The 13,981-nt window shown below is 61.4% G+C and carries 13 protein-coding genes; 3 read left to right on the top strand and 10 right to left on the bottom strand.

Going from position 1 to position 13,981, the window contains the following annotated elements; all coding sequences use genetic code 11:
• Window positions 1-61: 61 nt before the first annotated feature.
• Window positions 62-817 carry an exodeoxyribonuclease III gene (locus BN2154_RS11765; RefSeq protein WP_050618950.1) on the top strand — a complete coding sequence of 252 codons (756 nt, stop codon included), beginning with the start codon at window positions 62-64 and terminating at the stop codon, window positions 815-817.
• A gap of 41 nt (window positions 818-858) precedes the next feature.
• Here the strand turns inward: BN2154_RS11765 and BN2154_RS16480 are convergent, their stop codons facing one another.
• From BN2154_RS16480 to BN2154_RS11730, 7 genes are all read right to left on the bottom strand, one after another.
• Entirely contained in the window at window positions 859-1,806 is a 948-nt protein-coding gene (locus BN2154_RS16480; RefSeq protein ID WP_050618949.1) for a PepSY domain-containing protein, read from the bottom strand.
• Window positions 1,803-2,384 carry a sigma-70 family RNA polymerase sigma factor gene (locus tag BN2154_RS11755; protein WP_368013996.1) on the bottom strand — a complete coding sequence of 194 codons (582 nt, stop codon included), beginning with the start codon at window positions 2,382-2,384 and terminating at the stop codon, window positions 1,803-1,805. The genes BN2154_RS16480 and BN2154_RS11755 overlap by 4 nt, the downstream gene beginning before the upstream one ends.
• Window positions 2,385-2,536: 152 nt before the next feature.
• The gene (locus BN2154_RS11750) at window positions 2,537-3,922 is read right to left on the bottom strand and encodes an MATE family efflux transporter (RefSeq protein WP_368013995.1); all 1,386 of its coding nucleotides are present in this window, start codon (window positions 3,920-3,922) and stop codon (window positions 2,537-2,539) included.
• Between the two features lie 139 nt (window positions 3,923-4,061).
• The gene (locus BN2154_RS11745) at window positions 4,062-5,051 is read right to left on the bottom strand and encodes a lipoate--protein ligase (protein ID WP_050618948.1); all 990 of its coding nucleotides are present in this window, start codon (window positions 5,049-5,051) and stop codon (window positions 4,062-4,064) included.
• Window positions 5,052-5,201: 150 nt separating this feature from the next.
• Window positions 5,202-5,630 (bottom strand): hypothetical protein, encoded by a 429-nt coding sequence (locus BN2154_RS11740; protein ID WP_154666691.1) that lies wholly within the window; start codon window positions 5,628-5,630, stop codon window positions 5,202-5,204.
• Between the two features lie 250 nt (window positions 5,631-5,880).
• Window positions 5,881-6,828, bottom strand: a complete 948-nt coding sequence (locus BN2154_RS11735) for a transketolase family protein (protein WP_050618946.1) — start codon at window positions 6,826-6,828, stop codon at window positions 5,881-5,883.
• A gap of 1 nt (window position 6,829) precedes the next feature.
• Window positions 6,830-7,675: a transketolase gene (locus tag BN2154_RS11730; protein WP_050618945.1), complete on the bottom strand. Its 846-nt coding sequence runs from the start codon at window positions 7,673-7,675 to the stop codon at window positions 6,830-6,832.
• 223 nt (window positions 7,676-7,898) lie between these two features.
• On the opposite strand from BN2154_RS11730, the gene BN2154_RS11725 reads away from it, so the two are divergent.
• The gene (locus BN2154_RS11725; RefSeq protein WP_195892350.1) at window positions 7,899-8,648 is read left to right on the top strand and encodes a DeoR/GlpR family DNA-binding transcription regulator; all 750 of its coding nucleotides are present in this window, start codon (window positions 7,899-7,901) and stop codon (window positions 8,646-8,648) included.
• 160 nt (window positions 8,649-8,808) lie between these two features.
• Here BN2154_RS11725 and BN2154_RS11720 read toward each other — a convergent pair whose 3' ends face one another.
• The 3 genes from BN2154_RS11720 to BN2154_RS11710 form a co-directional block, all read right to left on the bottom strand.
• Complete coding sequence (locus tag BN2154_RS11720; RefSeq protein WP_050618943.1) at window positions 8,809-9,219, bottom strand: MaoC family dehydratase; 411 nt, start codon at window positions 9,217-9,219, stop codon at window positions 8,809-8,811.
• A 156-nt stretch (window positions 9,220-9,375) separates the two neighbouring features.
• Window positions 9,376-10,719, bottom strand: a complete 1,344-nt coding sequence (locus tag BN2154_RS11715) for a GntP family permease (RefSeq protein WP_050618942.1) — start codon at window positions 10,717-10,719, stop codon at window positions 9,376-9,378.
• A gap of 77 nt (window positions 10,720-10,796) precedes the next feature.
• Window positions 10,797-12,347, bottom strand: coding sequence for an acyl CoA:acetate/3-ketoacid CoA transferase (locus tag BN2154_RS11710; RefSeq protein WP_050619630.1), 1,551 nt, complete (start codon window positions 12,345-12,347; stop codon window positions 10,797-10,799).
• Between the two features lie 370 nt (window positions 12,348-12,717).
• Here BN2154_RS11710 and BN2154_RS11705 point away from each other — a divergent pair, with 370 nt between their 5' ends.
• Complete coding sequence (locus BN2154_RS11705) at window positions 12,718-13,680, top strand: LysR family transcriptional regulator (RefSeq protein WP_094762498.1); 963 nt, start codon at window positions 12,718-12,720, stop codon at window positions 13,678-13,680.
• Window positions 13,681-13,981: the final 301 nt, after the last annotated feature.

Here is a 13,981-nt window from a genome sequence, read left to right as displayed (position 1 = left end):
CCCTTTTGCGTAGGCATCCTGTAGAATGTCCCTATATCCCATTGAAACAGGAGGTTTTCGCATGAAGCTCATATCCTGGAACGTCAACGGCCTGCGGGCCTGCGTCAAAAAGGGATTTTTCGACTTTTTTACCGCCGCGGACTGCGACGCGCTGTGCCTGCAGGAGACCAAGATGCAGCCCGGTCAGGCCGACATCGACACCCCCGGCTACCTGCAGTACTGGAACTCGGCGGAGAAGAAGGGCTACTCCGGCACCGCCATTTTCACCCGGCGGGAGCCCCTGTGTGCGACCTACGACATCGGGGATTCCGACCACGTGGGGGAGGGCCGGTGCATCACCCTGGAGTACCCGGAGTTCTATCTGGTCACCGTCTATACCCCCAACGCCCAGGATGGACTGGCCCGTCTGCCCTACCGCATGGCGTGGGAGGACGCCTTCCGGTCCTATCTCAAGAGTCTGGACGGCAGAAAGCCGGTGGTGGTCTGCGGGGACATGAATGTGGCCCACCAGGAGATCGACCTGAAAAACCCCAAGACCAACCGGGGCAACGCCGGCTTCTCCGACGAGGAGCGCGCCAAGATGACCGAGCTGCTCTCCGCCGGGTTTACCGACACCTTCCGCTGGCTGTACCCTGACGCTGCGGGGGCCTATTCCTGGTGGAGCTACCGCTTCCACGCCCGGGAGAACAACGCCGGGTGGCGCATCGACTATTTCCTGGTGTCCGACCGGCTGCGGGACCGCGTCGCCGGGGCCTCCATCCTCTCCGACGTGTACGGCAGCGACCACTGCCCGGTCTGCCTGGAGCTGAGGGACTGAACGGAAAACCGCCTCCGCGTCTCAGGACGCGGAGGCGGTTTTCAGTCGTCGTAATCCAGATCCAGCACTTCGCCGGTATAGGCGTCGATCTCCAGGTCGATCTTTTCCTTGCCGTCCTTCAGCATCACTTCATAATAGGAGACGCCGTCGTCCTCATCCAGCTTGATCTTCTGGATCTTGCCGCCGGGAAAGAGGGCCCGGACCATGGACTCCACGTCGGCTTCCGTCAGCGGCTGGGGCTGGATGGGCGCGGGCGTAGGCGTGGGCGCAGGCGTAGGCGTAGGGACGGGCGCGGGCGAGACCGCCGGACTGGGGCTGGGCGAGACAGCGGGGGAGACGGGGACAGCGGGCGCAGGTGTGTCTCCCACGCTCGGGCTGGGCGTGGGAGAGGGCGTGGCCGTGACGGAGGGGGTGGGCTCCGGGCTGGGAGCGGGCTCCGGCTCCGGGGCATCCAGACCGGAGAGCTTCGCCGCCACCAGAGCCTCGACCTCTTCCCGCAGCTTCTGGGCGTGGGGGAGGGCCTTACTGGCCGCCAGCACGTCCACCTGGTCCTGGGGGGAGGTGAGGTAGCCCTTGAGGGCCAGCTCATCCATCAGGGAGTTCACCGTGGCCTCCAAGGTCCAGCCCCGGTAGGAGCGCCCCTCCAGCAGCGCCTGAGCGTCGCCGTTGACGCCGTCCACCGCCCGGACCTGGTCCCGGCGGTTGAGGCGGATGGAGAAGTGGGGGTTGACGGACAGCTCCACGGTGGAGTAGATTTGGAAAAACTGCGTCCATACCGCCGCTCCGGCGATGACCGCCAGCAGGCAGACCGCGGCGGCCAGGGAGGCCAGGCGCCGGCGCCGCAGGCGGGGGTCGGGGGAGGCCGGACGGGTGATGTAGTCATGGACCTCCATCCGGACCACGGGAGGGCCGGAGACGGCGTCCAGGCCGGGTCGGGGCAGGTCCTCCACCGCGCGGCACAGGGCATGTTCCAATTTCTTGCGGCTCACAGGTGCACCCCCTCCTCCGTCAGATAGCGCTGCAGCTTTTTCAGGGCTCTGCTGTACCGGGACAGGACGGTGGACAGGGGAAGACCCAGGTCCCGGGCGATCTCCCGGTGCTTCAGGCCGGAGGCGGCGTGAAGCAGCACCACCTGCCGCTCTTCCTCGCCCAGCGCTTTGAGGGCGGTCTCCAGCACCAGCCGGTCGGTGGGGTCGGAGACGTAGGAGAAGCGCAGATCATCCTCCGCCCCATCTGGGGCGGCCTCTGTCCGGCTCTGACCGCGCAGCAGGTCCCGGCAAAGATTCTTGGTGATGGTGAACAGCCAGGCCAGGGGCTTGCCCTGGGGAACATACAGGTGGGCGGCTGCCCGCACCTTGAGATAGGTCTCCTGGACGATGTCCTCCGCGTCGTGGGGGTTCCTCAAAATGGAGAGGGCCAGGGCATAGACGGCCTTCTCCGTGGAGCGGTACAGGACCTCGAAGGCCTCCGAATCCCCCTGGCCGACCAGGGGCAGCAGGCGCTCCTCCAGCCGGCCCTCCGGCCGTTGGGCACGGGCCAGCTCCTCCATGGACATCAGCAGGAACACGTCGGCGGCACCTCCTCCCGGCTCTGTGATATAATGACTGCTTTGCAGTCATTATATCACAGAGCCGGGAGAGAAGGGAAGTCCTTCCCTTTGTATGGATAACGAACGGGGCTGCGGTTTTATCGCGGCCCCGTTCCAATTTTGCGGAGGATTCAGGCGGTCCCCTGGGCCTCGGCTCCTTCCTGCGCCAGCCGGAGCTCCCGCAGGACGCCCAGACCCATGGGCAGGGCCACAGCGAAGGTGAGAATGTCAGCCAGCGGCTGGCTGGCCTGGATGCCGAATACCCCCCACAGATAGGGCAGGACCAGGATCAGGGGCACAAAGGTGAGCCCCTGGCGGCACATGGCCAGTACCGTGGCCTTGAAGGAGCGGCCGATGGTTTGCAGGGTCATGCTGGCGGGAAAGAGCCAGGACATGAGGGGAAAGGTGATGCACTGGAGCCGGAGGGCCAGCGCGCCGATGCATATGACCTCCGGGTCGTCCCGGCGGAAGAGGGCCACCACCTGGGGGGCGAAGAGGAAGCCCAGGATGGACAGGGCCAGGGCGGCGATGAGAGCCACCCGGAAGAAAAAGCGGAAGGCTTCCCGTACCCGGCCGTACAGCCCGGCGCCGTAGTTAAAGCCGCACACCGGCTGGTAGCCCTGGCCAAAGCCGATGATGCCCGAGCCGGCGAACATGGTGACCCGGGAGACGATGCTCATGGCGGCTACTACGGTATCGCCGCCGCAGTTGCGCCCCGCCACGTTGAGCAGAATAGTGGCCAGGCTGGCCAATGCCTGCCGCCAGAAAGAAGGCAGGCCGTTGGCGAGGATGATGCGATACTTGTCCAGCGAGGGGCGGAACTGCCGGAAGGACAGGGGGATGTTGGTGCCCCGGAAGGTGCCGCCCACCAGCAGGCAGAAGCTGAGAAACTGGCTTAGAATGGTGGCCAGGGCCGCCCCTCCAGTGCCCAGATCCAGCGCGAAGATGAAGATGGGGTCCAGCACGATGTTGACGATGGCGCCGGAGAAGATGCCCACCATGCCGAACACGGCGTTGCCCTGGAAGCGAAACTGGTTGTTCAGCACCAGAGAGGACACCATGAAGGGCGCGCCGATGAGGATAAAGTGGACATAGTCGATGGTATAGGGGGCGCTGGTGTCGGTGGCGCCCAGAAAGTGCACCATGGGTTCGATGAGTACGGTGCCCAGCACACCCAGGACGAGCCCGCAGAGGAAAGCGGAAAAGAAGGCCACCGAGATCATGGACTCGGCCTCCTCCCGCTTCTGCTGGCCCAGCAGGCGGGAGACGGTGTTGCCCGAGCCCTGGCCGAAGGTGAAGCCGATGGCCTGGATGACGGCCATCAGGGGGAGGGCCACGCCTACGGCGGCGGTGGCGCTGGTACCGATCTGCCCTACGAAGTAGGTATCGGCCATGTTGTAGACCGAGGTGACCAGCATGCTGATGATGGTGGGGACAGCCAGCGTGGCCACCAGGTTGGGGATGGGGGTCTGGGTCATCTGGGTAAATTTGTCTTCGGCCGGATGAAAGATGGACAACGGTGTCACTCCCAACGGATGAGGATGATTCAATACTCAATAGTATAGCACAAATAGGTGAATACGCAACTATTTGAGGGAGAGAAATCGAAAAAAGAGCCCGGCCGCCCCAAAGGGGCGGCCGGGGCCGGTCTAGGGGTCATTGGGTCAGGATACAGACCAGGGCTTCGGCGGTCAGGCCGGTGAAATACCGGTCCACCGGCACGTCCCGCAGGGCGTCGGTCAGGGCGGAGGGCTCCAGAGGCAGGCCCATCAGCCGGGCGGACAGGGGGCCGGAATCCTCGGCGGAGAAGTAATCGCCGCGGAAGTCGGCGGCGGCAATGCGCCCCTGCTCCACCACCAGAAAGACCTCGATGACGCCCACGCCCTCCACCCGGCGGCGCTTACGCACCGACCACTTGGGGGAGGCGCCGTAGTTCCACTCCCAGGTGGCGTAGCGGCTGTCCCGCAGCGCCTGGACGGCGGCCAGGTCCTGTGTGGTGAGCGAATAGGGCTCCATGGGCGTCCCTTCGAACATGGCCTCCAGCAGCAGGGCTTTGAACTGCTCCAGGGACACGTCCTGCCGGAGATAGGGACGGATGGTGGTGACCCGGCTGCGCACCGAAGGAATCCCCTTGGACTCGATCTTGTCCTGGGAGACCTGCAGGGCTTGGGCCACCACGGAGAGGTCGGAGTCGAACATCAGGGTGCCGTGGTGCATGATGCGGCCCTGTTTGCGGTACTGGGCGTTGCCGGAGAACTTCTGGCCGTCGATGGTGATGTCGTTGCGGCCGTTGACCTGGGCGTCCACCCCCAGCTTTTGCAGGGCGCGGGCCACCGGCCGGCAGAACAGATGCAGATCCAGAGCGCTGTCGGCCCCGGCGTCCATGACGAAGGTGAAGTTCAGGTTGCCCAGATCGTGGTACACCGCGCCGCCGCCGGACAGCCGCCGGACCACCCGGATGCCGTGCGTCCGGACGAAGTCGGCGTTGATCTCCTCGGCCGTGTTCTGGTGCTTGCCCACCACGATGGTGTTGTCGTTCTGCCAGAGCATGAAATATTCCCGGTCCCGGGGCAGGCAGTCGAAGACGTACTGCTCCAGCGCCAGGTTAAAATAGGGATCGGTGGAGGGGGATTCCAGATAGACCATACGGTACCTCTCTGTCATATAAATACAGATTTTAAATGGAATAGGAAATCATTGTCGGCAGGCAGAGACCCAGGCCGCAGTCCAGAACGAGACAATAGGCAGGCTGGGGGCTGTCGTCCTCCCGATAGGCAAATGTGATCGTCAGGACGTCTACCGGGACCTGCTCCGGAGGAATTCCCTCCGACACGCCGGTGGATTGGACCACTCCGGCTTGCCGCTACTGGCATAGGTCATAGATTCCTGATAATGGGAGACAAATGCCGATCCATCCGTCCCCCAGACGGATTGCATGGAATAGGGTTCGGTATTTCCCCATACGTCCCATTCGGAGGAGGTCTCCACCATATGGAAGCCAAACCCATAGATTTGTGGCTGTTCTGCCTGCCCGTCCCAGTCATAGCGGAAACCGCAACCTGTCCCGGTCTCTCCATCAAAATAGAGCTCCAACTGCGTCTGCTGTGCGGCATTGCAGTAGAGGAAGCAGGGCGCCGCGCCGTCAAAGCCATAGGAGGATAAGACGTCGCCCCGGCGCAGTCCATCCTCCATGGAATACCACAAGGATGCGTCCGCCCAGGACACAATCGGGGCGTCCTGGCCTGCCGTTTGGGAGGGGACCGGACTCAGTCCTTTGCCCTGAGCATATTCTACGGGCGCGACCCGATCCGCAACTGGCGAAGAAGACCGGTCCGTGGGTCCGGCCTGTATCACCCACGCGAGAAGGATGGCCGACAGCGCCAGGAATCCAACGCGCTGTAAAGTCTGCTGCATGCTGTGACTGCCTCTCAGGTTTCAAATGCAGGGATGGCATTTGCCTGCCGCACATGATTTTTTATTTTTTGAGCTCCAGGGCCTGGCGGACCTTGGCGGCGATGCCCTCCGGGCTCAGGCCGAAGTGCTCCAGCACCCGCTCGGCCTTGCCGGAGCGGCCGAACACGTCCTCCACGCCGTGGCGCACCACGGGTACGGGGCAGCCGGCGGACACACAGGCGGCCACCGCCTCGCCCAGGCCGCCGATGATGTTGTGCTCCTCGGTGGTGACGATGCAGCCGGTCTCCCGGGCGCAGCGCAGCACCAGCGCCTCATCCAGGGGCTTGATGGTGTGCATATCCACCACTCGGACCGACACGCCCTCGGCCTGGAGGGCCTCGGCTGCCTTCAGGGCCATCTGGACCATCATACCGGCGGCGATGACGGTGACGTCGCCGCCGTCCCGCAGCACGGCGCCCTTGCCCAGCTCGAAGCGGTAGCCGGGCGCTCCGTCGGTAACCGACTCCACCGCCAGGCGGCCCAGGCGCAGGTAGGCGGGACCCTCGTAGTCCAGCAGGGCCTGGACGGCCCGGCGCATCTCGGGAGCGTCGCAGGGGGAGAGCACCAGCATCCCGGGCAGGCTGCGCATGAGGGCGTAGTCCTCGCAGCACTGGTGGGTGGCTCCGTCCTCGCCTACGGACAGGCCGCCGTGGGAGCCCACCACCGTCACATTCAGGTGGGGATAGGCGATGGAGTTGCGGACCTGTTCAAAGGCCCGGCCGGCGGCGAACATGGCAAAGGTATTGGTGAACACCTTCTTGCCGCAGGTGGACAGGCCGGCGGCCACGGTGGTCATGTTGGCCTCGGCAATGCCCATGTTGAAAAAGCGCTCCGGGTACTTATCGGCGAACTTCTTACTCATGGTGGAGCCGGACAGGTCGGCGTCCAGCACCACCAACTGGGGATAGTGCTCCCCCAGGGCGGCCAGGGCCTCGCCGTAGGCGGCTCTCGTTGCGATCTTCTCTGCCATGTCAGTTCACCTCCAGTTGGGCCAGAGCGGCCCTCAGCTCGGCTATGGCCTGCTCGTACTGCTCATCGTTGGGAGCCTTGCCGTGCCAGCCGGCGTTGTTCTCCATAAAGGAGACGCCCTTACCCTTCACGGTGCGGGCCAGGATGACGGTGGGCCTGCCCTGGGCGGCCTTGGCCTGCTCCAGCGCGTCGGCCACGGCGGCGCAGTCGTGGCCGTCCACCGTCAGCACGTTCCAGTTGAAGGCCTCAAACTTTTTGTCCACCGGAGCGGTGGGCATCACGTCGGCGGTCTTACCGTCGATCTGCAGACCGTTCAGATCCACGAAGGCGCACAGGTTGTCCAGCTTGTACTTGGCCGCAGACATGGCGGCCTCCCACACCTGGCCCTCGGCCAGCTCGCCGTCGCCCAGCAGGGCATAGACCCGGTAGTCCCGGCCGTCCAGCCTGCCCGCCAGGGCCATGCCCACGGCGGCGGACAGCCCCTGGCCCAGCGAGCCGGTGGACATGTCCACGCCCTTGACGTGACGCATCTCGGCGTGGCCGGACAGGTGGCCTTCGATGGAACGGAAGAGCTTCAGCTCCTCCTGGGGGAAGAAGCCCCGCAGGGAGAGAATGGGGTACAGGGCGGGGGTGCAGTGGCCTTTGGACAGGACAAAACGGTCCCGGTCGGGGTCGTGGGGATGGGCGGGGTCCACCCGCATGGTGTGGAAGTACAGCACGGTCAGCAGGTCCATGGCGGACAGCGAGCCGCCGATGTGGCCGGAATTGGCCGTGTGCACCATGTCAACCGCCAGAAGCCTGGCCCTGGCCGCCAGGACCTCCAGCTCACGGATGCGCGATTGTTCCAACAGGATCACCCTTTCATGTCGATCGTGGGTAAAAATGCAGTGTTATTAGTATAGTACAAGGGCGCGGCGGGCGCAAGTGCCTTCTTTCTGCCGGAAAAGGAGGGGGTTCTTGAACTTGCTCAGATTCCTTCTTGCACTTTTCGGAAAAATAGGCTATTATATAAAGAACAGCTTTGCAACGAAAATCCGATCAGCGCGTAACGACAGCTTGGAGGCATTCAAAGTGTTTAATGAGAGACAATTGCGGATCATCTCCCTGCTTCAGAGCCAGGAGAAGGTCAGCGTCAGCGAGCTCACCGCGGAATTTGGCGTCTCCCTGGTGACGGTGCGGCAGGATCTGAAAAAGCTGGAGGACCAGGGCGTCCTGAAGCGGACCCACGGCGGGGCGGTGGCGGTGGACAACGGCTATGATACCTCCACCCGCATGTGGAACAATTATGAGAAAAAGCAGCGCATCGTCCAGCGGGCGGCCGGTCTGGTCAGCGACGGGGAGACCATCATCATCGAGACGGGCTCCACCTGCTCCCTGCTGGCCCGGGAGCTGGCCACCAAGCGGGGCATCACCATCATTACCAACTCCGTGTTCCTGTGCAACTTCGTGCGGGCCTGCTCCTCGCTGGATGTGGTGCTGCTGGGCGGCTCCTTCCAGCACGACGCCGAGGCCAATGTGGGGCCGCTCACCAAGCTGGGCCTGAGCCAGTTCTCGGTGGACAAGTGTTTCATCGGCGCCGATGCCATCAGCGAAGAGAAGGGCGTGTCCACCATCAACCTGTTCCGGGCGGAGGTGGTGCGCTCCATGTCCGAATCGGCCGGCAAGATGATCGTGCTGACCACCTCCGACAAGATCGGCGGCAGCGCGGTAGCGTCGGTGTTCCCCCTGGACCACCTGCATACCCTCATTACCGACACCGACATCAAGCCGGCCGACCAGCATATGCTGGAGAGGGCGGGGGTCAACGTACTTACGGTGTGACGACAGAATGGAAAAAGGACGTCCGGCCGCTGGCGGCCCGGACGCCTTTTTTATGATATAAGGGGCGGCATTTTTAACGGCTGAGACGGCGGGAATAAATGAGCCATCCGGGCGGGACCTGAGAAGGTCTCGCCCGGATGGCTCATTTGCGGAGGGGAAATCAATCTTTGGGCGGCATGACGGTGGCCATGCCCTTGACTACGACCTCGCCCCGCTGGTTGGTGCAAATAGTATCCAGCTTGGCGATGTTCTTTTCGGGGAGAAGTTCGGACACCGTGCAGGTGGCGGTGACAGTGTCGCCAAAACGGACGGGCTTGGTGAACTTCAGCTCCTGGCCCAGGTAGATGGTGCCGGGGCCGGGGAACTGCATGCCCAGAACGGCGGAAATCAGTCCGGCGGACAAAATGCCATGGGCGATGCGGCCGCCGAAGGGAGTCAGGCTGGCAGTCTGCTCGTTGACGTGGGCGGGGTTCAGGTCGCCGGTGATGCCGGCGAAGAGGTAGACATCGGTCTCAGTGATGGTCTTGGAGCGGCTGGCGCTCTCACCGACCCTCAACTCATGAATGGTCATAGAAAACCTCCTTTCTTATTGAGTTGTGTGGGAAAAGGGAATATGGGAAAAGGGAGAGCTTGTATAAAAAGAGAAGATACATTGATATGTGGCGGGCGGACCGGGGAGTTGGTCCGCCCAGCCAAGCAAGGGGGAACTTTATGGTCCCGGACGGGCTTACAGGAACACGCCCCAGACCAGGGCCAGCAGCAGGGAGGCGATTACCGGGATAATACAGGTGGTGACGCAGATGTCGATATAGGATTCCTTGTGGGTGCAGTTGGACACGGCCAGCAGGGTCAGGACCGCGCCGTTGTGGGGCAGGGTGTCCAGACCGCCGGAGGAGATGGAAGCGATGCGGTGCAGAAGCTCCGGGTTTAGGCCGATGGAATGGGCGATCTCCAGATAGCGGGGGGCCAGGGCCTCCAGAGCGATGGACATGCCGCCGGAGGCGGAGCCGGTGGCGCCGGCCAGCACGTTGACAGCCACGGCCTCGGAAAAGAGAATGGAGCCGGGCATATTCAGCATGGCGTTTTTGAGCAGTTCAAAGCCCGACATGACCTTGACCACAGAGCCGAAGCCCACGGCGCAGGCGGTGTTCATGATGGCGCCCATGGAGCCGTTGGCGCCATCATTGATGGCGGGAATGAGCGTTTTGACCTGATTCAGGTTCATCAGGCAACAAATGATGATGCCGCAGACCAGGGCGATCACGATGGAATAGTTGGAGGCCAGATTAATGCCGGTGGCGTTCAGCAGAAGCTTGGGGAACAGGTTGAGCATGAGGACCACGACGATCAGAGGAACGATACCGGCCAGCCAGTGCCAGGAGGGCAGGTTCTTGGCGCTGTGGTCCACCTCCACGTGCTTGGGGTCGGGCGTAAAGTGGAGCCCCTTCTTCCGGCACTGGCGGACCCGCCACTCCAGATATATGTAGGCGGGAACGAACATCACGATGCAGGCCACGATGGACATCAGCGGAGCGGCCATGGGGGTGGTGCCGTAGTAAGTAGTGGGGATCATGTTCTGAATCTGGGGCGTACCGGGGACGGCGGTCATGGTGATGCCGAAGGCGCCGGTAGCGATGGCGCCGGGCAGCAGGGTGCGGGGCAGATCGGCGGCCCGATAGATGGCGTAGCCCATGGGATAGATAACAAAGACCACCACGAACAGAGAGATGCCGCCATAGGTCATCAGCAGGCAGGGAATGACAACGGCGGCCACGGCGAACTTGGGCCCGATGAGCCGTACAATGGCGTCGGCCAGGCTCCGGGCGGAGCCGGTCATGTCCATCAGCTTGCCGTAGACCGCGCCCAGGAAGAAGGCGGGGAACCACTGAAGCACATAGTTGGCCATGCCGGCCATATAGTCGCCGATATAGGCGTCCAGAATGCTGTAACCGCCCAGAACGGCCACCACCACGGCGCAGACAGGGGCGACCCAGATGATGGAACAGCCCTTATAGGCCAGGAACATCAGCAGGACCAAGCCCAAAATAATACCAAACAGAGATAATGCCATAAGTACGTTCCTCCTATTTCTTTATTCCCGCGCAGGCCCCCTGGCGGCTACGCGGGTACTCTCTCCGGTTTGCCAGTTTAGAAGGTCAGCCCCATGGGCGCATCCCGGAAGATACGCTCGTCCATGAGCTCCACATAATTTACAATGGGCTCAAAATCCATCTGCTCCAGGATGTCCCGCCGCAGGTCCACGCCGGGGGCGATTTCCTTGAGCACCACGCCCTCCCAGGTCAGTTCAAAGACCGCCCGCTCGGTGATGTAAAGTACCGGCTGGCCCTTCTCTACGGCGTACTGGCCGGAAAAGGTGATCTGCTCCACAGCAGGGATCAGCTTCTTTACCTTGCCCTCCTGATGAATGAGCAGCCTGCCGTCCTCCACACCCACCTTCAGGCCGCCGGCCGTGAAGGTGCCGCAGTAGACAACCTTTTTGGCGTTTTGCGTGATATTGATAAAGCCGCCGCATCCGGCAATTTTGGGGCCGAATTTGCTGACGTTGACATTGCCCTGCGCGTCCATTTGGGCCAGACCCAGGAAGGCCACGTCCAGGCCGCCTCCGTCGTAGAAATCAAATTGATAGGGTTCATCTAGCACGCAGTCAGGATTGGTGGTGACGCCGAAGTCTCCGCCCCCAGCGGGAATGCCCCCGATGGTTCCGGCCTCGGTGGTGAGGACCATGCCCTCCAGCCCCTCCTCGGCGGCCACCGCCGCCACGCCTTCCGGCATTCCGATGCCCAGATTGGTCACGGCGTGGGGGACCAGCTCCATGGCGGCCCGGCGGGCGATGATCTTGCGCTCACCCATGGGCAGGGGCGGCAGTGAATCAACGGGTACACGGATTTCCCCGCTGTAGGCCGGGTTATAGAACGAGCCATTGGTCTGCATGTGGTTTTCGGCTGCGGCTACTACGATGGCGTCGACATAGATACCGGGAATCTTAATGAGACGGGTGTCAATACTGCCGTAATCCACCACTTGCTCCACCTGGACGATGACCTTGCCGCCGGAGTTCTTGGCAGCCTGCGCGATGGACAGCGCCTCACCGATTACGCCCTCTCGCTGAAGGGTGCAGTTGCCCTTCGTATCGGCATAGGTGGCACGGATGACGGCCACGTCAATGGGGTGAGAGTGATAAAATAACTTTTCTTCGCCGCGGAGGTGCACGACCTCTACGATGTCGCCAGCCTCACGGGCTTTGTCATTCAGCTTGCCGCCCTCCAGCCGGGGGTCTACAAATGTCTTGAGGCCAACATGCGTGATTACGCCGGGCTTACCGGCGGCGATATCCCGGAACATTTGAGAAATAACGCCTTGCGGAAGGTTGTAGGCGGCCAATTTATTTTCCAACGCAAGCTTCTGAAGCCGGGGCTGAAGTCCCCAATGACCGCCGATTACCTTTGTGACGAGACCCTCCTCCCCCAGGTGATTGAGCTGCCGCTCCTTGCCGTCGCCTTGACCAGCCGCGTAGAGAAGGGTCAGGTCCTTGGGGTGTCCGCTGCTGAGGTAGGATTCCTGAATGGCCTTACTGATCTCCTCTGCGTGTACGGCGCCAACGAACCCCGCAAAGGCCAAAGTATGGCCGTCTTTCATATAAGTATGGACTGCTTCGGTGGCCGTCATCGTTTTTACCATGTGCATCATCCTTTCTCCTGGGTTTTGCCTAGGTGCGTTTCGATATTGGAAGAAACCTGAGGGGGAGATTGACGGTTAAAGCATACACGGGAAAGCGTAATTTTGTAAAATGCCCTTTTGTATGGCAGTCCATAACTGAAAATAATAGATAATACAAAAATACAAAAAGCATTCAAAAATAATTGTGCATAAATCACATAATTATTACTGAGGTGTATGGGACGATGCATCCAGGTTATGGTTTTGGATAAAGCTCAAAAAAATGCAAAATAATTTTGGTCGTTTTGTTGCTCGTCAAGTGAAAGCTTTTCTTATACAATACATTTTAGGGGAAGAAGCACGTTGGTTCGGTTACGATAGGAGGTTTTCCGTGGAAATTCATCATCTAAGGTATTTCGTGGAAATTGCCCGAAACAAGAGCTTTACTCGGGCCGCAGAGCAGCTTTATATTACCCAGCCCATGCTGACCCGGGTGATCAAACAATTGGAAGAGGAGCTGGATGCTAAGCTGATTGAGCGGACTAGCAAGAGCTTCCGGCTGACTGACGTGGGGGAGGCGTTCTACCTTCAGGCCCAGGACCTGCTATTGCGCTACAATGATTTATACCGGACCATTGACGATGTCAGATCGGTTCGCAGCGGCGAGGTACGCCTGAGCACGCCGGGGGTGCTGCTGGATATGTATTTTGCTCCGCTGCTGGCGCAGTTTCGAAATAAATTTCCCGGTATTGACATTAATATTGTGGAGGAGGGCTCTAAGCTAGTCGTAAAAGCCGTACTGTCCAACCAGGCGGATTTGGGAATGGTTATGCTGCCTGTCGAGCATTCCTCCCAATTCGAGACCACGGTGGTGGTACGGGATCAGGTCCGGCTGATGGTGGGCAAGGGACACCGGCTGGCCGGCTGCGGCCAGGTCCATATTCGGGAACTAAAAGAAGAGCGGTTTATTACATTTGGTGACACAGCCACGCTGCATGACCAATTCATCCATTTGTGCGAAGAACATAATTTCTATCCACATGTAGCCTATAAAAGTTTGATGCCGCACTTCACAGCGGAACTGCTGGCCTCCAGCGACTGCGTGGCAGTCATGCCGGGCCCTGTGATTCAGAGATACCGCACCGATGAATTGGCCGTGCTTTCGCTTGAACAGAGTCTTCCCTGGGAAATTGCCGTCATTCACCGCAAGGAGTGCTACCAATCCTATGCCTCCAACAAGCTCCGGGAGTTCATCTGCGACTACTTTGCCGCCCTCCAGAAGGCCGCAGTCCCTGTTGTCGGAACGCCCGCGCCGCGGGAGGGGCAGAACATTTTTTCCGGTGTTTGCGATTGACAAAAAGGGGAAGAAAGGGTATTATACCCTAGAGAAGTTCTCGTGCAAAAATATTTTGTGAGAGGACGACTTGTGGCTGCCCAAGCCCGGGCCTGACTCCGGCCGCCACTTTTCCCCCAAAGACCAGAGCGCGGCACCGGACAGGGAGACAATCACCGATTCAGCCATCGGCCCGCACCGTGCCGACGGGCCTATGCCCGCCGGCCTGCAGGGCCTGCGGGGACCGGGCGCCGCTTTTATCGTTTACACATGGATCAGGAGAGAGGCCGGCACGGGTGGTCCGGACCGGAGCCGAGCGTTG

The organism is Intestinimonas massiliensis (ex Afouda et al. 2020), from assembly GCF_001244995.1.
Taxonomy (GTDB): domain Bacteria; phylum Bacillota; class Clostridia; order Oscillospirales; family Oscillospiraceae; genus Intestinimonas; species Intestinimonas massiliensis.
Note: the sequence above shows the minus strand (reverse complement) of the source record. Positions and strands in the feature narration are given on the sequence as shown.